This window comes from Woeseia sp. D3-10 (assembly GCF_055809415.1).
The window spans coordinates 1,160,270-1,178,530 of record NZ_JBVVTW010000007.1; the positions used below are offsets into that span (position 1 = coordinate 1,160,270).

General features: G+C 59.5%; 19 protein-coding genes. 3 read left to right on the plus strand and 16 right to left on the minus strand.

Features of this window, described 5'->3' with window-relative positions:
- Positions 1-33: 33 nt before the first annotated feature.
- The gene (locus tag AC0L8N_RS05990) at positions 34-930 is read right to left on the minus strand and encodes an MBL fold metallo-hydrolase (RefSeq protein WP_473666659.1); all 897 of its coding nucleotides are present in this window, start codon (positions 928-930) and stop codon (positions 34-36) included.
- 8 nt (positions 931-938) lie between these two features.
- Positions 939-1,262 carry a high-potential iron-sulfur protein gene (locus tag AC0L8N_RS05995; protein ID WP_473666660.1) on the minus strand — a complete coding sequence of 108 codons (324 nt, stop codon included), beginning with the start codon at positions 1,260-1,262 and terminating at the stop codon, positions 939-941.
- 387 nt (positions 1,263-1,649) lie between these two features.
- Between AC0L8N_RS05995 and AC0L8N_RS06000 the strand changes: the two genes are divergently transcribed.
- Entirely contained in the window at positions 1,650-3,140 is a 1,491-nt protein-coding gene (locus AC0L8N_RS06000) for a M61 family metallopeptidase (RefSeq protein ID WP_473666661.1), read from the plus strand.
- Here AC0L8N_RS06000 and AC0L8N_RS06005 read toward each other — a convergent pair.
- Genes AC0L8N_RS06005 through AC0L8N_RS06045 form a run of 9 tightly spaced genes read right to left on the minus strand, consistent with a single transcriptional unit; the run spans position 3,137 to position 12,131 of the window.
- A complete protein-coding gene (locus AC0L8N_RS06005) occupies positions 3,137-3,688 on the minus strand; it encodes a hypothetical protein (protein WP_473666663.1) in 552 nt (183 codons plus the stop codon). The genes AC0L8N_RS06000 and AC0L8N_RS06005 overlap by 4 nt on opposite strands.
- Positions 3,689-3,724: 36 nt before the next feature.
- Positions 3,725-4,273: a lipid-binding SYLF domain-containing protein gene (locus tag AC0L8N_RS06010; protein WP_473666664.1), complete on the minus strand. Its 549-nt coding sequence runs from the start codon at positions 4,271-4,273 to the stop codon at positions 3,725-3,727.
- Positions 4,274-4,300: 27 nt separating this feature from the next.
- Entirely contained in the window at positions 4,301-4,651 is a 351-nt protein-coding gene (locus tag AC0L8N_RS06015; RefSeq protein ID WP_473666665.1) for a hypothetical protein, read from the minus strand.
- Positions 4,651-5,967, minus strand: a complete 1,317-nt coding sequence (locus tag AC0L8N_RS06020) for a sulfite oxidase (protein WP_473666666.1) — start codon at positions 5,965-5,967, stop codon at positions 4,651-4,653. The genes AC0L8N_RS06015 and AC0L8N_RS06020 overlap by 1 nt, the downstream gene beginning before the upstream one ends.
- A gap of 24 nt (positions 5,968-5,991) precedes the next feature.
- Positions 5,992-6,798: an N-formylglutamate deformylase gene (gene hutG, locus AC0L8N_RS06025; RefSeq protein WP_473666667.1), complete on the minus strand. Its 807-nt coding sequence runs from the start codon at positions 6,796-6,798 to the stop codon at positions 5,992-5,994.
- Positions 6,795-8,324, minus strand: coding sequence for a histidine ammonia-lyase (hutH, locus tag AC0L8N_RS06030; RefSeq protein ID WP_473666668.1), 1,530 nt, complete (start codon positions 8,322-8,324; stop codon positions 6,795-6,797). Before hutH ends, hutG begins: the two co-directional genes overlap by 4 nt.
- On the minus strand, positions 8,321-9,985 hold the full coding sequence (gene hutU, locus AC0L8N_RS06035) for a urocanate hydratase (protein WP_473666669.1): 1,665 nt from the start codon (positions 9,983-9,985) through the stop codon (positions 8,321-8,323). Before hutU ends, hutH begins: the two co-directional genes overlap by 4 nt.
- A complete protein-coding gene (hutC, locus tag AC0L8N_RS06040; protein ID WP_473666670.1) occupies positions 9,982-10,764 on the minus strand; it encodes a histidine utilization repressor in 783 nt (260 codons plus the stop codon). Before hutC ends, hutU begins: the two co-directional genes overlap by 4 nt.
- Positions 10,764-12,131, minus strand: a complete 1,368-nt coding sequence (locus AC0L8N_RS06045) for a formimidoylglutamate deiminase (protein WP_473666671.1) — start codon at positions 12,129-12,131, stop codon at positions 10,764-10,766. Before AC0L8N_RS06045 ends, hutC begins: the two co-directional genes overlap by 1 nt.
- An 85-nt stretch (positions 12,132-12,216) precedes the next feature.
- Here AC0L8N_RS06045 and hutI point away from each other — a divergent pair, with 85 nt between their 5' ends.
- Both hutI and AC0L8N_RS06055 read left to right on the plus strand, forming a co-directional pair.
- A complete protein-coding gene (gene hutI / locus AC0L8N_RS06050; protein ID WP_473666672.1) occupies positions 12,217-13,443 on the plus strand; it encodes an imidazolonepropionase in 1,227 nt (408 codons plus the stop codon).
- Positions 13,444-13,524: 81 nt separating this feature from the next.
- Positions 13,525-14,745 (plus strand): multidrug effflux MFS transporter, encoded by a 1,221-nt coding sequence (locus AC0L8N_RS06055; RefSeq protein ID WP_473666673.1) that lies wholly within the window; start codon positions 13,525-13,527, stop codon positions 14,743-14,745.
- Positions 14,746-14,993: 248 nt separating this feature from the next.
- Here AC0L8N_RS06055 and AC0L8N_RS06060 read toward each other — a convergent pair whose 3' ends face one another.
- The 5 genes from AC0L8N_RS06060 to AC0L8N_RS06080 form a co-directional block, all read right to left on the minus strand.
- Positions 14,994-15,578 (minus strand): nitroreductase family protein, encoded by a 585-nt coding sequence (locus AC0L8N_RS06060; RefSeq protein ID WP_473666674.1) that lies wholly within the window; start codon positions 15,576-15,578, stop codon positions 14,994-14,996.
- Positions 15,579-15,759: 181 nt separating this feature from the next.
- A complete protein-coding gene (locus tag AC0L8N_RS06065; RefSeq protein WP_473666675.1) occupies positions 15,760-16,437 on the minus strand; it encodes a redoxin domain-containing protein in 678 nt (225 codons plus the stop codon).
- Positions 16,438-16,520: 83 nt separating this feature from the next.
- Positions 16,521-17,267 (minus strand): SDR family oxidoreductase, encoded by a 747-nt coding sequence (locus AC0L8N_RS06070; RefSeq protein WP_473670059.1) that lies wholly within the window; start codon positions 17,265-17,267, stop codon positions 16,521-16,523.
- Between the two features lie 52 nt (positions 17,268-17,319).
- Positions 17,320-17,562: a DUF6868 family protein gene (locus tag AC0L8N_RS06075; RefSeq protein WP_473666676.1), complete on the minus strand. Its 243-nt coding sequence runs from the start codon at positions 17,560-17,562 to the stop codon at positions 17,320-17,322.
- A gap of 29 nt (positions 17,563-17,591) precedes the next feature.
- Complete coding sequence (locus AC0L8N_RS06080) at positions 17,592-18,203, minus strand: transglycosylase SLT domain-containing protein (RefSeq protein ID WP_473666677.1); 612 nt, start codon at positions 18,201-18,203, stop codon at positions 17,592-17,594.
- Positions 18,204-18,261: the final 58 nt, after the last annotated feature.

Consider the following 18,261-nt stretch of genomic DNA (forward strand, 5'->3'; position numbering starts at 1 on the left):
CGTCCGTGAAGTGCGGAAAGCACTCCGGTCGGGTCAGACGAGGTCCAGCGGTATTTTCAGGTAGACGACCTGATTGTCCTCGGCTGGCGGCAGGTTGCCGGCGCGTATATTGATCTGCAGGGCTGGCAGTATCAGGGCGGGCAGGTTCAGGCTTCGATCGCGGGTCTCACGAAGCTCAATGAACTCTTCGCGGCTGCGGCCATTGCCAATATGAATATTGTTCGCCGCCTGCTCACTGACCGTCGCCTGGAATTGCAGCTCACGGCCGCCGGGCTGGTAATCGTGGCAAACGAACAGCCGGGTATCCGCCGGAAGACTGAGGATTTTGCTGATTGAATCAAACAACAAACCTGCATCGCCGCCTGGAAAGTCACAACGTGCCGTGCCCGCATCGGGCATGAACATCGTGTCGCCGATGAACGCGGCATTGCCTATGCGATAGGTAACACTGTCGCTGGTGTGACCCGGCGTCGCGATGACCTCAACCGGCAGCGAACCGATCGAGAAACTTTCGCCATCGGCGAACAATTGATCGAACTGATGACCGTCGGCGCGAAACGGTGGCTTCAGATTGAATATCTTGCCGAAGTGTTCCTGAACATGGCGTATGCCTTCGCCGATAGCCACGTCGCCACCGAGACTTGCGCGGATGTACTGCGCGCCGCTCAGGTGATCGGCGTGGGCGTGCGTTTCAAGTATCCACTGCAGCTTGAGGTCGTGCGCGCCGAGGTATTCGACGATGTCGCGCACCTGGCTCGCATCGCTTCGGCCCGACACGATGTCGAATCCCAGCACCGGGTCGATTACGGCCGCCGCGGCCGTCGCCGGATCACTGACCACGTACGACAGTGTGCCGGTACCGGCGTGATAAAAGTGTTGGATATCCACGTTGGTCATTCGATACATAGCCCCGGCCAAGTGCCGGGGCATGTTTCAAGTCAGGCTTTCGGCGCCCAAACGGAACACCAGCCATTAGCATTGACCAGTTTGCCTGGGAATATCTGGCAGGGTCGCCACTCGTCGCCATCCGCACCCTGTATCAGCGCGCAGTTAGAGCAGTTCTGGTTCTCGGCGGGATTGGCGCGCGCTGCAGCATCCACCGTGCTGGTGTCGTGCGTGTACTTCATCGCCTGTGCGGTCGGATCGTCTTCAGCCAGATGCGGCGCATCCTGTGCCTTGGCTTCCCGACCCGGACTGACGAAATAACCGGCAGTAGCCACTGCCGACAACTGTATAAACTGACGTCTCGCGATTTTACTCAAGGGTCTCTCCTTTTTACGTGCGCATAACATGCGAATTTCTAACCAGCCCGCCGCGCCATCTTAAAACATTTAGAGCGCCTGACGACACGCCAGCATCGAGATGCGAATGCATCTCATTTGTAACTCTGGCCTGCCGTACAGCCGATCATGCCTTAACGTTCCTGAACGGCAGCAAAACCGCCGTGTGATCTGTGCCGTCATTGCAGACTTACGATTGTGACTCTAATCACAGTCATAAAGTGCCGCACTTACATGCCAGTGGGACAGCGGCATAATGTCTCGCAGTGCGGCGCCACGCGGAATAAGTACATGACGCAAGCGGCGCGCCCGGGTCCAGGGCCTGGAAACTCAAGAGCGATGCAACGCAACCACGGCGTGAACCCGACAATGACTACAAGCAAGACAACGAAACACCTTGCGCTGGCGGCGATACTCAGCCTCGGCGGGCTGTTGCCATTGACCAGCAATGCGTTTGACAGCGTAGCGCCCGCGTTGCACCAGTACACCGTCACCGTCAGTGATGATCTCGAACACATGACGGTCGAGGCGCGCTTCGACGGACGGGTACACAGTGTCGCCGCACGTTCTCCTCGCGCCGGCCGCTACCTTGCAGACTTTCAAAACTGCGATGACGATCCGCGGTTGCGCATGCGCAACCGGCGCATGATCGTGCCCGCCGAGGGCATACGTTGCATGAGCTATACCGTTAACTTGCGCGACGCGGCCAGCGAGCAACGCCAGAATCACGGCCTCAGCGCCGACAACATCATCGTGTCACCGTCACTCTGGTTGTGGCGTCCGGAAATCACATATACGTCCGAGTTGCTGGTCGACTTCAAGTTACCGCCCGGAATTGATGTCGCCGTGCCGTGGCAGCCTGTGGACGAACACCGCACGACCTATCACGTAAGCAAGTCACCAGAGAACGCCGACGTTGCCGCGGCATTCGGTCGTTTCGAATACCGCGAGCTTGCCGTTCCCGGAGCAACCTTGCGGGTTAGCCTGTTGCGCGGCAAATCGGTCGTCGACAACAGTCAACTTCTGCGCTGGGTAACAGCGGCAGCTACCGATGTCAGTCTCGCGTACGGTCGTTTCCCGAACCCGTCCCCGCAGGTACTCGTCATTCCTGTCGCCGAGAACTCACGGCGCGGTGGTGGTGCGGTCCCGTTCGGCAGAGTAGTTCGCGACGGCGGAGAATCGGTTGAACTGTATGTTGACCCGGCGCAACCGCTGACAGCGTTCCTGAACGACTGGACTGCAACTCACGAATTCAGTCACCTGATGCTGCCTTACGTGAACCGCAATCATCGCTGGATTTCCGAAGGCTTTGCGCAGTACTACCAAAACGTTCTGTTAGCACGTTCCGGCACTTACGATGCACAGCACGCGTGGCAAAAATTGTACGAAGGCTACACCCGCGGACGTTTGTCACGGCCGGAGTTGTCGCCGAATGATGCGGCCGAAGGCGGCAAACGTGACGCGAACATGAAGGTTTACTGGAGTGGTGCCGCACTGGCTTTGATGGCCGATGTCGCCCTGCGCGAACAAAGCAACGGCGAGCAGACGCTGGATAGCGTGCTGCAACAATTGCAAACCTGCTGCTTGCCGTCGGACCGCGTCTGGAGTGGCCCTGAATTATTCGCCACCCTCGATGACCTCAGCGGGCGCACGGTATTCATGCCGCTGTACCGGCGCTACGCGGACACCGCGGGATTTCCGGACACGGGCCCGGTATTTACTGACTTGGGACTGAAGATCGACGAAGGTCAGGTCCGGTTGCTGCGCGATGCGGAACTCATGGCCATACGCAGTGCGATTACCGAAGTGGATTCAGAAACCGCCAGCTGGCGTCAGCAACTCGCGTCAAACGTTCGCTAAGCCGGCTTATCGCCGTTGTCATTGTTACCCGACGTTTGCGCGACGGCCGGCAATGCAGAATCTGCATCGGCAAACAACCATTCCGTCATCGGCGCTTTCAGAAACTGAGAAAACAGGAAGTAGCTGATCGCGATACCGCCGAGGCCCCACCACTCGTACTCGCCGATGACAAGCGCCGGCCAGATAAACGCCTGTACGGTATTGCCGATGGATTGCAACGAGAAACGAAACAGGAACTCAAGGAGTTGATCACTCAGGAAAGAGCCAACTCCGCTCGCTGACGCCAGCTCGGAGAACAACGTGGTTATTTCGAGCCAAATGAATGTGAGCGCGAAGCCGCAGGCGTAGTAACCACCACCGCGGGCTTCCCACATCGTACGGAACGAACGTTTCAGCAGACCGCCGCAGGCACCAGGAAAGGCGCGCGGCTCATGTACCAGCGTCTGGCCAAGGCCATAGGTTTCCCGGCCACGGCGTTTCATCTTCGCGATGAACGGCTCTTTCGGCTTCTTCGCTTTCTTCGGCTTTTTCTTGTCTGTACGCGCCATATCTGCCAGTCCGGCGATACCCGCAAGCGCTGCGCGTCAGCTCTTGTCCAGCTTGCTGATCTTTGAACCTTCCAGAGTCAGGTTGTACATCAAGCCTTTGGAGCCAAACACGAAACCCACCACGGGGTCTTTTACGTTTTGTGAATCAATCGATTTTCCTGCGCCGATATCAATTAATGCCACCGAGCCATCGACACCCACTTTCCAGCCCGAGCTGTTGCGAAATTTGTCCAGTGCGGCACTCGTCATGAAGACAATCACGATGGACTTGGCCTGCGCACCCAACTGCAGCCCGAACGAACCGGCCGAGGTGCGAAAGTAGTCAACGCTTTGGCCATTGACAAGCAGCGCACCTTCGCCGGTTTCACCGCCAATGCCGATACCCACTTTGATTACCCGGGGAAATACCAGGTAACCCGCGGCGTTGTTGAGAAAAACTTCAGCGCCGTTTACTTCTTCATTGAACTTGACCAGCGTCTCACGAACTTCCGCGTCAATTTCAGCGGCGCTTGCGGCGAACGCAGTGACCGGCAATGCGGCAAGCAGTAACAGAGCAAGGCAAGCTCCAAGGATTCGATAGTTCATGTACTGCTCCTCTTACCGGTACCGCGTTCAGCCGCCGCTGTCAGCGGCAGGTCGCGGTGGCATTAACTGTGGCGGAATGGGTGGGCGCCGACGATCCGACTGCGGTGCGTAATTTGCCGCAAGGTAATCGAGTATGCCCTTCTCAGTTGCATCATCGAATTGCCAGAGATTCTGTGTGGCCTGCATCCAGCGGATGATCGCGAGCCAGGTCTGCCGGTCTGCACGCTGCCCGGTGACCAGCTTGTGCGAATGACAACCGCCGCAGTGAATGCGCACGAGCTGCCAGCCATCGGCTTTTATCAGGCCGCTGGCCTCGTCAACTTCCTGCGCGGAAACCGAGACTGCCAGCAGGCAAAGCAACAGCGTAACAGCGCGCATCACGCCGTCACCTGCACCGCAATTCTGTGGCAGGCATTGTTGAGATAGCCGCGCGGGTTCCAGCCCGGCAAGACCATCGGCTGCTGCCTGCCCTGGGCATCTTCAGCCCGCGCCCACACTTCGTAATAGCCGGTCTGAGGAAAGCGCAGGCTGGCGTCAAAGTGTTGCCAGGCCAGACGGTTCGCTGCTTTTTGCAGGCGGGCACGCTGCCAGCTCGCACCAAAATCAATCGAGGTATACACCTGACGTATGGCGTCATCGCCAGCCCAGGCGTGGCCGCGCACCGCGAGCGCATCCGCCATACTGTGAGTAATGCCCGACTTCGGCATCGTGATGAGCGACTTCACCGGCATAGATTCGATAATGCACATGTCTTCGTCGGCGACTTCGGTGCCCGGCGCAACCGGTTTGCACGGTACGCGGTAAGACTGGCCGGTCATTTTTTCGCCGTCATGCACCCGATCGCGTATCAGCAATTTGTTGAGCCATTTGCCACTTACGGAAGCAGGCCAGCCGCCGCACACCATGCGCAATGGATAGCCGTGCAACAGCGGTAATGGCTCACCGTTCATGGCCCATACCAGCATCGATTCGTTTTCGAGCGCCTTTGCCACTGGCACACCGCGCGATATCGGTCGCTTCGATGCATCGCCGGACAAATGGCTGTCGGCACCTTCATACGCCACGTAAACAGCATCGTCTTTCATGCCCGCATGCCGCAAAACGTCTTTCAGTCGCACGCCTGTCCATTCCGGGCAACCAACCGCACCGGTACTCCATTGATTGCCGCGGGCGGGAGGATTGAATTCCGCGCGGCCGTTACCGCCGCACTCGATCTGCAGTTGCAGCGTGTGCTGTTTGAATTTCTGCTTCAGCTCACCGACCGTCATGCGCATAGGTGTCGCGCAGGATTCGCCGCCGATCTCGAACACCCAGTCATCAGCCGATGTATTGGCAGTGGCGGGAGGAACGCCGTTATTTCGCACGAACAGCCGACTTGCCGGAGTGACGTTGTCGTTCAACAGGTGCGCAGGAGTTTCTGCGTTGATGGGCCGATCATTGAGGACGATCAAGCCCTCTTTGCCCGGCAATGCGAACGGTTCGGCGCTTTGCGCCAGGGCCGCGGGGATCAAGCCACCGGGCATGTATTCAGCAAACGGGATGGAGGCGCCTACTGCCGCTGTCATCGCGGCCAGCCCGCTGCCCCGCAGAAAACCGCGACGCGATAGCGGGTCAGTCTTGCGGCCCCACAATTGCCGGTCAGCCTCTGCGGCATCTGCCGCGTATAATTCGTGTATGCCTTTCTCGTCGCTCATCGTTCCCCCGGAGCGCCCACCTCGCTATACGGGCGCGAATTCAGATTTTGCGCTCTGCATGAATACCTCAAGCAAACCGCGCAGCGTCTCAGCAAGCTCCTTGCTGCGGCTGGCATCATAACGCAAAGTCTTTTCATTCATGTAACTGCGCTGCGCCAGCTCCAGTTGCACAGCATGCACGGCGTTTGCCGGTTGGCCATAGTGGCGGGTGATAAAACCGCCTTTAAAGCGACCATCGCATACCGCTGAAAACGACGACCGAGCCAAAAAGCCTGCCAGTTCGCGGCGGATATGCTGGCTGCAGCTCTTGCCATCGAACGTTCCGAGGTTCAGCGCAGGTAACTCCCCGGCGAACAATGCAGGCACTTCACCGGCAATCGAATGTGCGTCCCACAGCAACGCGTAACCGTGTTGCCGCTTCAGTTGTGCGAGCGTCAACTCAATTTGCTCGTGATAAGGCCGCCAGTACTGCTCAATGCGTTGTGCAGTTTCTTCCGCGCCAACGACTGCCGCGTCCTGATAGATCGGTTCACCGCTGAACGTCCTTGCCGGGCACAAACCAGTGGAAACCTGGCCCTCGTACAAAGGCAGGTCAGCTGCCGGCCGATTGAGATCGACCACGTAACGCGATTGACGTGCAATGATGAGACTGGCACCGAGCGACTTCGCAAACTCGTACAGCCGGGCGACGTGCCAGTCAGTATCCGGCAACTCCCTGCCCACGGCGGTCATGCGATTGGCAATCGCTGCCGGCACTTCGCGGCCGTCATGCGGGATGCTGATCAGCAGTGGCGCAGCGCCTTCATGCAAGGTGAAAACAGAATCGCTCATGCGGGAAAGCTGGGTAGCACGTGCTGGCAATATTCCGAAAACGAACCGCCATCGATCAACGCAGCAAGTTGCTCAATCTCTCCGGACAAAGAACGGTCCGAGTCATAGGCCGGCGAAAACCGGCGCACCTGCCCGATGATTTGCTCTATCGTCTTCGAGCTTTTTTTCGGCCGGTGAAAGTCGATGCCCTGCGCTGCCGCCAGAATCTCGATTGCGATAATGCAATCCACGTTGTCGAGCATGCCGTGCAAACGATTGCCCGCGAACGTTGCCATGCTTACGTGGTCTTCCTGATTGGCCGACGTCGGCAGACTGTCCACGCTGGCCGGGTGCGCCAGCGACTTGTTCTCCGACGCCAGTGCGGCGGCGGTCACTTGCGCCATCATGAAACCGGAATGCAGCCCGCCGTCCCTGACCAGAAATGCGGGCAGCCCGCTCAGGTGGGAATCGATCAGCAACGCCGTGCGCCGTTCTGCCAGCGCGCCGGTTTCTGCAATAGCCAGTGCCAGGTAGTCCGCTGCCATGGCGACAGGTTCGGCATGAAAATTACCGCCAGACAGGACGTCACCGGAATCGGCAAAGACCAACGGGTTGTCACTGACGGCATTCGCCTCAATCTCAAGCACGCGGGCAACGTGCTGCAGCACATCGACACACGCGCCCATGACCTGTGGTTGACAGCGAATTGAGTACGGATCCTGCACGCGCTGACATTCGATGTGGGAAGCACGAATCTCACTGCCTGCCATCAGTTCGCGCAGTACCCGCGCGACGGCGATTTGCCCGGGCTGGCCGCGCACTTGCTGGATTCGTGCATCAAACGGCGTATCGCTGCCCTGTACAGCATCAGCGGACATCGCGCCGGCGCTGAGTGCAGCCGCAACGACGTGTTCGGCCCGGAACAACGCGGCAAGAGTCAACGCCGTGGACACCTGCGTGCCGTTCAGCAAGGCCAGCCCTTCCTTCGGCGCAAGCTGCAGTGGTTCAAGCCCCGCAGCGGCCAGCGCCGCCTCGGCCGGCATCACTTGCCCACCGACACTGACCTCACCAATGCCGAGCAACGCTCCCGACATGTGTGCAAGCGGCGCCAAATCACCGGATGCGCCGACAGACCCTTTGACCGGAATCGACGGATAGATGTCGTGGTTGAGCAACGCGCACAACGCATCGACCAGCGCTTCGCGAACGCCGGAGTAGCCTTGCGCCAGCGCCACGACTTTCATGACCATGATCAAGCGCACGATAGCGTCAGGCAGCAAGGCACCAACGCCGACCGCATGCGAGCGCACCAGATTCTCCTGCAGCTTCACCAGGTCGTCGTTGCTGATTCGCACCTGGGCAAGCTGCCCGAAACCGGTATTGACGCCGTACACGGAATTGCCGCCGGCGACGACCTTTTGAATCTGCGCCGCTGAGGCGCTGATGCCGCGACGGGCATTATCCCCCAGCGTGATTCGTGCAGGCTCTGCCCATACCGCGCGCAGTTCGGCGAGCGTAACGGCCTGGCCATCTATGTGCAGGTTCATGAGGGTTCTCCCAGCATCGGCATCTTGAGTTTGTTTTCACGGGCACAGTCGATGGCTATTTCGTAGCCGGCATCGGCGTGCCGCATCACGCCAGTGGCCGGGTCGTTCCACAGAACCCGGGCAATGCGCCGGTCCGCGGCGTCCGTGCCGTCACAAACGACGACGAGACCCGCGTGCTGTGAATAGCCCATGCCAACACCGCCGCCGTGATGCAGCGACACCCACGTCGCCCCACTGGCCGTGCTTAACAAGGCATTCAGCAACGGCCAGTCGGAAACGGCGTCGCTGCCATCGCGCATGCTTTCCGTTTCGCGATTGGGACTCGCCACGGAACCGCTGTCGAGGTGATCACGACCAATGACAACCGGCGCTTTGAGTTCGCCGTTACGGACCATTTCATTGAAGGCCAGACCCAGGCGATCGCGCTGCCCAAGGCCCACCCAGCAGATGCGTGCGGGCAAACCCTGAAACTGAATGCGCGCACGCGCGGCATCGAGCCAGTTGTGCAGGTGCGGGTCATCCGGGATGAGCTCCTTCACCTTGGCATCGGTCCTGTAGATATCCTCCGGATCGCCCGACAACGCTACCCAGCGAAACGGCCCGACACCACGACAGAACAACGGCCTGACGTAGGCCGGGACAAAGCCGGGGAAATCGAACGCGTTGCTGACACCTTCGTCGAAGGCCACCTGACGAATGTTGTTGCCGTAATCGAAGACCGGAATGCCTTGCGCCTGGAATTCCAGCATGGCTCGTACGTGTTGCACCATCGATGTCGCCGCTTCTCGAGCCACCCGCTCCGGGTCATGGCTACGCGCAGCCAGCCATTCGGCGATGCTCCAGCCTGCCGGCAAATAGCCGTTTGCGGGATCGTGCGCCGAGGTCTGATCGGTCACGGCATCCGGTCGAATGCCTCGTCGCAGCATCTCCGGCAACAATTCGGCCGCGTTACCCAGCAATCCGACCGACACTGCTTTCTTGCCGGATACAGCACGCTCGATGATGGCCATCGCGTCGTCCAAAGTGTCAGCACGCTCATCGAGGTAGCCGGTCTGCAAACGCATATCGATACGGTCCGACTGACATTCAATTGCCAGCATCGACGCACCAGCCATGGTCGCCGCCAGCGGTTGTGCGCCACCCATACCGCCGAGCCCGGCCGTCAGTATCCATTTGCCGCTGAGGTCACCGTTGTAATGCTGGCGACCCATTTCCACGAACGTTTCGTACGTGCCCTGCACGATGCCCTGACTGCCAATGTAGATCCACGAGCCCGCGGTCATCTGGCCGTACATCATCAGGCCTTTACGATCCAGCTCACGAAAGTGTTCCCAGTTGGCCCACGCGGGGACAAGATTGGAATTCGCAATCAATACGCGCGGAGCATCCGCATGGGTAGGAAATACACCCACTGGCTTGCCCGATTGCACCAGCAAGGTTTCGTCATCGCGCAGTTCGCGCAGCGCTTTGACAATGGCGTCAAAGCACTCCCAGTTGCGGGCCGCTTTGCCGATACCGCCGTAGACAACCAGGTCTTCCGGGCGCTCGGCAACCATCGGGTCGAGGTTGTTCATCAGCATTCTGAGGGGCGCTTCAGTCAGCCAACTTTTTGTCTGCAGCGTGGACCCTGTGGGCGCTCTTACAATTCTCGTGTTGCTCATAGGTCGTTCACCGAATGTGGGTTGTGCGCCCCGGCAACGCTTTGCTGTGGTTTGCTGCGCGGCGTTCCTGGCGGTGTGTAGTGCCCGGTCAGTTCAAAGCGACTGCCGGGATGACTGAGTCGGCCGAAACTCACCGGCCGGCCGTGCGCCCAGGTACGACGCACAATGACGAGACAGGGTTCACCCGTCTCCATGTTCAGATGTTTGCGAACAGCCGCGTTCGGAATGACGGCTCGTACTACTTGCTCAGCTTCCTGCAGAGGTGCGATAGCGCTGAGATAGGCACTCGGTGTGATCTGCGTGAAATCCTGTTGCAAACAGTCCGGTGCAAACTCCGCAACGATATGCCGGTCTTCAAGCTGCACAGGCTGTTCGTTTTCTTCATGCACGATTAACAGATGAAACACGTCACTGCCCGGGCTCACCTGCAAAGAGCGCGCAACCTCGCCGCGGGCGTGTTGTTTCGATAGCCGCAGCACCCGCGCTGAATGCGTGTGTCCCCGCAGCGTGATTTCATCGGCGATACTGCGCACTTCGAGCACGTTCGAGGTCGCACGCAAGTCAGCGACGAACGTGCCAACGCCGGCCACGCGTTCAACGTAACCTTCAGCGTGTAATTCACGTAGCGCGCGATTGGCGGTCATCCGCGAGACGCCGTAGGTGTCGACCATTTCATTTTCAGACGGCACCCGGTCGCGTGGTCGCAGCTTGCCAGCGGAGATACTTGCGATGATGCTGTCTTTGAGTTCGCGATAGCGCGGTTTGACTTTGGCGGCCATCAGTTTGTCGCCCCGAGAATGGCGGAAATTTCCGAAACGGTTTCGCGATATGCCGAGCGAGCCTGGTCTCTGTTCAGATGGCGTCCGCCAACAAACTGCCACTCGCCGTTCACCATGACCCGATCCAGCGGCAAGGAGTAGCCCGAAAAAACCAGCGCATCCAGCACCGTATCGGCATCGTGACCAGCAAGCATCGGATCATCTCCGTCCAAGAGCAGAAGGTCCGCCACGCAGCCCGGCTCTATGCGGCCACTGTCTGTGCCGGCAGCGAAAGCGCCACCGATCGCAACACGTTCGAACAGGGAACGACCGGTATTGCACTGGCCGATGGCGGCGATGTTGCGTTGTTCAGCAAGCAGGCGCTGACCGTATTCAAGCCAGCGCAATTCCTCGAAGGGGTTGATGGAGATATGACTGTCGGAACCAATCGCTATGTGCCCGCCCTTCTCCAAAAACGCTGCCAGCGGAAACAATCCGTCGCCAAGGTTCGCCTCTGTGCTGGGACACAAACAAACTACCGCACCGCTCTCGGCGATAGCCGCGACTTCGTCTGCATCGACGTGGGTTGCATGCACCAGGCACCAGTTCGAATTCAGCGCATACTGCTCCAGTAGCCAGCGCACGGGGCGGCGATGACGTATAGCCAGACTCTGCTCAACTTCACGTTGTTGCTCAGCGATATGCAGGTGTAGCGGGGCATTGTCGCGGGTCGCTGCCGCGACGATTTCCTGCAATGACTCTGCCCTCACGGCACGCAGACTGTGCGCACCGATCCCTACCGTGGCATCGCTACCGGCACGCTCGCGGCAACGGCGGTAGTGATTGAGAAACTCCGGCAGCTCGTGATGAAAACGCTGTTGCTGCGGGGACAGCGGTTCGTTGTCAAAACCGCCGCGTTCGTAGAGCACCGGCACGTAGATCAAGCGGATCCCGCTGTCGCGCGCGGCCTCCAGCAAGGCGTCGTACATCCGGTCGTCAACTTCACCCTCGCCTTGGGCGTGCAGGTAATGAAACTCGCAGACAGACGTGTAGCCACTGGAGACCATCTCTGTGTAGGCCTGGCGCGCAATCGCGGTCAACCGCGGCCCATCCACCAGCGCCGACAATCGATACATTCGTTCGCGCCAGCTCCAGAAGTTGTCGCGGTGCGCCGCAGCACGTTGTTCGGTATGGCCAGCCAACGCGCGCTGGAAGGCGTGACTGTGTGCATTGCACAAGCCCGGAATCAGGATATCTGCGTGGTCGTCATCGCCTGCATGCCGGCTGTCGGGAGTCACCGCAGCAATCCGTCCAGCCGTGATCTGCAGCCGCACGTTGGCGCGCCAGCCATCTGGCAGCAAGGCTTTGCGGGCAAATATCGTCGTCACCGAACGGGCTCCCAATGGTTGTATATACAAGTTGCCGCATGCTACCGTTTGCCTCCACTGAAATGCAACAGGGATTGCGCACACCATGTCGCACTGGGACCTCTTGATCACTGACGCGCGAATCGCGAGCATGCGTGCCGATGCCGACGCTTACGGCATCGTGGAGGACGCCGCACTGGCCGTGCGCGACGGCCGCATCGCCTGGCTGGGCGCTGCTGCCGAACAGCCAGCGGCAACGGCAACACGAACCGTATCCGCTGCCGGACAGTGGCTGACACCGGCGCTGATCGACTGCCACACTCACCTCCTGTTCGGCGGCAACCGCGCGGCCGAGTTCGAACAGCGCCTGCAGGGCGTCAGCTACGAGACGATTTCGCGCGCTGGTGGCGGAATCATGTCGACTGTCAATGCGACACGGGCAGCCAGCGATGCTGAATTGCTTGCCGAAGGCTGCAAACGTATTGATGCCTTGCAGCGCGACGGCGTCGCCACCGTGGAAATCAAATCCGGTTACGGTCTCAATCAGGAATCCGAGTTGCGACTGCTGCGATTGGCCACACAACTCGCTGACTTGCGCCGGGTCACAGTCAGCACGACGTTTCTGGGCGCGCATGCGGTGCCGACGGACTACGACAGCAGCGCCGATGAGTACATCGACATGCTGTGCGACGACATGCTGCCGCAAATCGCGGCCGAGGGTCTCGCCGACGCAGTCGATGCCTATTGCGAATCCATCGCGTTCTCAACGGCACAGGTCAGCCGCCTGTTTGCCGCGGCCACCGCGCTGGGGCTGCGCGTCAAACTGCACGCCGACCAACTGAGCGACACGGGTGGCGCGGCCCTCGCTGCCCGCTACAACGCACTGTCGGCGGATCACCTCGAGTACAGCGCGACCGACGGCATCGCAGCCATGGCCGCTGCGGGTACCGTGGCGGTTCTCCTGCCGGGTGCGTTTCTTACATTGCGCGAAACTCAACTGCCCCCTGTTGACGCACTGCGCCGGCACGGCGTGCCCATCGCCCTGGCAACAGACTGCAATCCCGGTACATCGCCGGTCGCCTCGCTCCGCGCCATCATGGCCCTCGCCACCAGTCAGTTTCGTCTAACGCCGGAGGAATGCCTGGCCGGCGTCACACGCGTTGCAGCACAGGCGCTGGGACGGCAGGACAGCACGGGTACGCTCGAAGTCGGCAAGCGTGCAGACATTGCTCAATGGGATATAGAGCATCCGCGCGAGCTGAGTTACTGGCTGGGGCTGAACGAATTGCGGCAACTATATGTCGGCGGCCGGGCAGTGCACGAGAGTCTCTGAGCGGTTACGAGCCACGCCGGACGGCAACGCCCTGCTCTGGCATACTTCGACCCCTACTCCGCAATACCTGATGAAACCGCAATGAATTCCGGACTCGCCGGCACGCGCCGCTTTGTTCTCGTCCTTGGCTGCCTGACGGGCCTCGCTGCCATATCGATCGACATGAGCCTGCCCGCCATCCCGGAAATGGTGCGCGAGCTCGCAACCAGCCTGTCGCTCGGCCAACAGATAGTGACCTGGTTCATGGCCGGTCTCGCACTGGGACAACTGCCCGCTGGACTGGTGTCGGATCGCATCGGTCGCATGCCGGTGCTGTACGCGGGCGTGCTGACCTTCATCGTCGGCGGCGCCATCTGCGCGTTCACAGGTTCAATCGAACAAATGCTGGCAGGTCGTTTCCTGCAAGGCCTTGGCGCGTCTGCCGGCGCGGTCGTCGCCCGCGCTATCGTGCGTGATGTTGCCAGCGGCAAGGAAGCCGCCCGCCTGCTGACTATCATGGTGATGATCTTTACAGCCGCACCCATGCTGGCACCCATGGTCGGCTCTTTGCTGGTCACGGTATCCGGCTGGCGTGCGCCGTTTATCGTGATCGCGATTTGTGGCGGACTGATGCTGGTCGGTGTCAACCGGGGCTTGCGAGAAACGCGCCTGCCGATGCGCGACCACCACATTCTTCGGCAATTGTGGATCAGCGTGCGCGAGTTCTCGCGCCACCGTCAGTGCCTGTTTGGTGTCTTACTTGTGCTGCTGACCGCCAGCGGCTTCATGTCATTGATCACCAGCTCATCGGCGCTGATCATCGAAATTTACGGCTACCCCGTCTCCCAGTTCGGTTTCATATTTGCGCTCGCCGGCTTCGCGATCCTGCTCGGTTCGACGTTCAATCGCCGCCTGCTGCTGACCTGCAGCTCGATGCAGGTGATGGCTGTCGGCGCGGTACTGATCGGCATCGCCGCGTTGCAGATGCTCCTGATCGGCTGGCTGGATGCCGCACCATTCTGGTGGCTGTGGGGCAGTGTCTGCCTGTACATGTTTGGCACCGGACTATTGTTGCCAAATGCCACCGCTATGGCCCTGGACCCGGTACCCGCCTTCGCCGGCGTTGCGGCTTCCATTATCGGCACAGTGCAAAATCTGGCCGCCGCACTTAGCTCGATGGTCAGCAGTCTGCTCTACGATGGCAGCGTGCGTAACGCGGTTATCAACATGGGTTTCTGCGGTACAGCGGTGCTCATTTGCTTCCTGCTGCGTGCACAGATTTTGGGCAGCAAACCGTTGTTTGCCGAAGAAGGCGCGGACTAAGTTTCGGGCTGGCGGCTGACCGTTTATTCACGGATACACGACCTCCGCAACGACTGCGCGGGTCCGGTCAGCGTATGGCCTGCCGACCGGCAACAAGCTATGTAGCGTCGATGCCCTTGCCGTACGAGCCGGCTTTCACGAACCTGTGGGCCAACGCAGGTGGCATAGCGACGACAACGTGATCGGCTAGCGCACCATTGTTGCGCCGGCGTGGTCCGGCAAAATGCCGGAAACACACCTGTAACGGCTCAGGGTAACTGCGTAGAAATTTCAGCTACCGGCCGCCGTTTCTGTTGCGGTGTGATCTTGGGGTAGCCGTAGAAAATCAGGCCAACGACAAATTCTTTCTCCGGATCTATACCCAGTGCCGCAAACAATCGCGGGTCGCGGTTGATAGCGCCCGTCGCCCATTTCGACGCGAGCCCAGCCTCCGACAGGTACAGCATCAGGTTCTGAATCGCACAACAACAGCTCGCGTAATCCTCTTGCTGGGTCAGTTCGTCGGCAGAATAGCGGCAGGTCACGACCAGCCAGCCGGGACGGGCGGCGGCCGCTTCGGCTTTGAAATCGCCTTTTTCCGCGCCCTTTTTCTCGGTCACGATCGTGCGCGTCAACTCAACACATTTCGCAATAGCCTCTGGCCCGAGGATGTAGAAATGCCACGGCTCGGTCACGTGGTGATTGGGTGCCCAGCGGGCGACCTCTATTGCATCCAGAATTAACTTGCGACTGACAGGCTGCTTGAGAAACAGGTTGATAGTTCGTCGCGCCCGAATGCGCTCCGCCAGCAGGCGCAACGATTTCTGCGTCCCGTCCGGGTAATTATCTTTCATTTGCATTCGCCTGCATTGTCGGGCGGACTGAAGTGCCGCTCTGCTGGATAGTGATGCCTGCCTGAACAGGTTCGCGGCGGCGATTATAGCAACGCGCTGTAGCTGAACCATCGAAGATTCACGCTGCCCAACAAAAACGGGCCCATCCGGGCCCGTTTGCCTGGCACGTTACTGCATTGAACTAATCAGCCGCGTTCTTCGCAGCCGCCAGCAACTCGTCGGCAGGCAGGCGCACTTTGTAATCCGCGTTGACGAAATCAAAAACAATTTCGCCATTTTTGCCGATGACGTATACGGCCGGCACAGCCAGTGCGTTGTGTTGTCCTATCGACGAGCCACTGTAGTCGCGACCTTTCTGGCCCAGATAGTTGGTCAGTCCGCCGTCGACCAGAAACGCCGTGCCCAGCGCGCGTGCCGCATTGACATCAGCATCGGACAAAATAACGTAGTCGCGTCCGTCTATGTCTTCCTGCGTATCGGCTTGCAGGCTGCTGTAGAGCTGGTCCGGCCTGTCACCGCTGAGGAACAGCACATCCACGCCCAACGCGTTGATCTCGGGAATGACGTTGCGCAATTCAGACAAATGCAGGTTGCAATACGGACACCAACCGCCGCGGAAGGAGATTAGTATCGTTGGTTTGGCCAGATTGTTCGGATCAAACTGATAAATTTCGTTGTCGACGGTACGGACTGTGAACGCGGGCGCGTGATCGCCGCTTGTAAGGGGCTTAACATCGGCAGCACTGGCGGGCAGCGTCTCTGCATCCGCGGCGGACGCAGACGTAACCAGGGACAGGCCAATACTGGCCAGCAACATAGCGAAGAAAGTCGAGCGATTGCGGGTGCGCCGTAAATTCATTCCAGATCTCCATGGGAACCGATGCAACTGACCGGCCTTTGGGAATGAATATACAGCACTGCAGGGCGAAGCCAATCCGCCACTCAAAGCCCGCCACTGACCTCCAGAATACTACCAGTGACAAATCCGGCGCGGTCGGATGCCAGCCACAGTATCGCTTCGCCGATTTCACCAGGCTCGCCACCGCGACCCAGCGGAATATTTTTGGCAACCCGCGCCACCCGCTCAGGTTCGCCGCCAGCAGCGTGAATCTCCGTGTGTACCGTACCCGCCCGTACTGCATTGACTCGAATGCCCGCATTCGCGACTTCTTTGGCCAAACCAATGGTCAGCGTTTCGACAGCCGCTTTGGATGCCGCGTAGTCGATGTACTCGCGAGGCGCACCCAGTCGTGCCGCGACGGAAGAGACATTGACGATCACGCCGCCATCGCCACCGCGGGCCGTGGACATGTGTCGAACGGCTTCGCGCGCGCACAACATGGTGCCTATTGAGTTGCTGGCAAAGACGCGGTGCAAGCGAGCCGCTTCCATGTCTTCCAGTGGCATCTGCTGCTCCAGCGTGCCGGCGTTGTTGACCAGCACAGCGACCCGGGGAAAAGCGCTCGTTACCGTGCTCCACGCACGGACTATCGAGGTTTCATCGGCAAGGTCGACCGGAACCGCCAGGGCTCGACGACCGCGGGCTTCTATTGCCGCGCAGACTTTGCCGGCTTCGTCATCGCGTTGTCGGTAGGTCAACGCCACGTCGTAACCGGCGTCGGCCGCCAATATCGCAGTCGCCGCACCGATGCCCCGGCTGCCGCCGGTAATGAACATCACGCGGGCGATGTCAGTTCGTGGCTGTTTCGTGCTCATGCCGCGGCTCTCGTCTTGCTGCTGCTCATGCAACGATTCTAAGCGCCAGATAGGGTGCAATGAAAAACAGGATGTTGCCGAATTTGAACACAGCCATGCCGGCGTAGTGAATGCTGTCGAACTGCTGTCGTGGAATATCAAACCAGCGACCGTGCAAGCGATGCATAAAGTCGTGTGCGAATACGAAGAACAGGAACCAGACCAACATTACAGTCATATTGATCAGCGCGGTCCAGCCAAGAACGGCACGTAAGGTTTCGGTAAGCATAGTCAGTCCTCTTGTGTGGCCAGCCTAACTCAGAATATCCACCAGCCGTCGTCGAGATCTTTCTCACAGCGCTTTATCTGCGCACCCCATTCTTTGGCCCGGTACTCGACCTTGCCCGCCACATCGCGCAACCAGCGCTTCTTGTTGTAGCTCTTGCGTTTCCAGCCATTGTGGCCTTCGTGATACGCAAGATACTGGTTGTAAGGGTCCCATTTCGATATGCCCAGCGTTCGCTGGGATACACTCGTATACCAGCCGACAAAGTCGATGGCATCGCCAAAGTCGTCGCGATCCGCAAACATCCCCCCCGCTTCGTCCTGATACCACTTCCACGTGCTGTCGAGGACCTGTGCATAACCGTAAGCATTGGAAGGGCGGGTCCAGGGGATGAAGCCAAGTAATTTACGTCGCGGTGGTCGTGCATCAAACTTGAATGACGACTCCTGCCGAATGATCGCCATTTGCACGTGCACCGGCGTGCCCCACTTTTTCTCGGATTTTTTCGCGTCTTTGTACCAGGCACTTTTTTCTTTGAAGATCGCGCAGATGTTTTCGACATTTTGCGGCGGCGTGGTTGCGCAAGCCGCCGCAATCGCGAGCCACAGGAGTCCAAGACCCACTGCCAGCAACCGCAGCTTCACGAGTTTGCCCCCGAAACTATCGCGCGAACGTCCATGGATTGATTCGTTTGCATAGGCA

Coding starts and splice junctions, on each gene's coding strand:
- hutH (WP_473666668.1), bottom strand. CDS start 8,324: ATGAACCTGCACATAGATGGCCAGGCCGTTACGCTCGCCGAACTGCGC.
- AC0L8N_RS06005 (WP_473666663.1), bottom strand. CDS start 3,688: ATGGCGCGTACAGACAAGAAAAAGCCGAAGAAAGCGAAGAAGCCGAAA.
- AC0L8N_RS05990 (WP_473666659.1), bottom strand. CDS start 930: ATGCCCCGGCACTTGGCCGGGGCTATGTATCGAATGACCAACGTGGAT.
- AC0L8N_RS06010 (WP_473666664.1), bottom strand. CDS start 4,273: ATGAACTATCGAATCCTTGGAGCTTGCCTTGCTCTGTTACTGCTTGCC.
- hutG (WP_473666667.1), bottom strand. CDS start 6,798: ATGAGCGATTCTGTTTTCACCTTGCATGAAGGCGCTGCGCCACTGCTG.
- AC0L8N_RS06060 (WP_473666674.1), bottom strand. CDS start 15,578: ATGAAAGATAATTACCCGGACGGGACGCAGAAATCGTTGCGCCTGCTG.
- AC0L8N_RS06000 (WP_473666661.1), top strand. CDS start 1,650: ATGACTACAAGCAAGACAACGAAACACCTTGCGCTGGCGGCGATACTC.
- hutU (WP_473666669.1), bottom strand. CDS start 9,985: ATGAGCAACACGAGAATTGTAAGAGCGCCCACAGGGTCCACGCTGCAG.
- AC0L8N_RS06065 (WP_473666675.1), bottom strand. CDS start 16,437: ATGAATTTACGGCGCACCCGCAATCGCTCGACTTTCTTCGCTATGTTG.
- AC0L8N_RS06075 (WP_473666676.1), bottom strand. CDS start 17,562: ATGCTTACCGAAACCTTACGTGCCGTTCTTGGCTGGACCGCGCTGATC.
- hutI (WP_473666672.1), top strand. CDS start 12,217: ATGTCGCACTGGGACCTCTTGATCACTGACGCGCGAATCGCGAGCATG.
- AC0L8N_RS06015 (WP_473666665.1), bottom strand. CDS start 4,651: ATGCGCGCTGTTACGCTGTTGCTTTGCCTGCTGGCAGTCTCGGTTTCC.
- hutC (WP_473666670.1), bottom strand. CDS start 10,764: ATGGCCGCCAAAGTCAAACCGCGCTATCGCGAACTCAAAGACAGCATC.
- AC0L8N_RS06020 (WP_473666666.1), bottom strand. CDS start 5,967: ATGAGCGACGAGAAAGGCATACACGAATTATACGCGGCAGATGCCGCA.
- AC0L8N_RS06055 (WP_473666673.1), top strand. CDS start 13,525: ATGAATTCCGGACTCGCCGGCACGCGCCGCTTTGTTCTCGTCCTTGGC.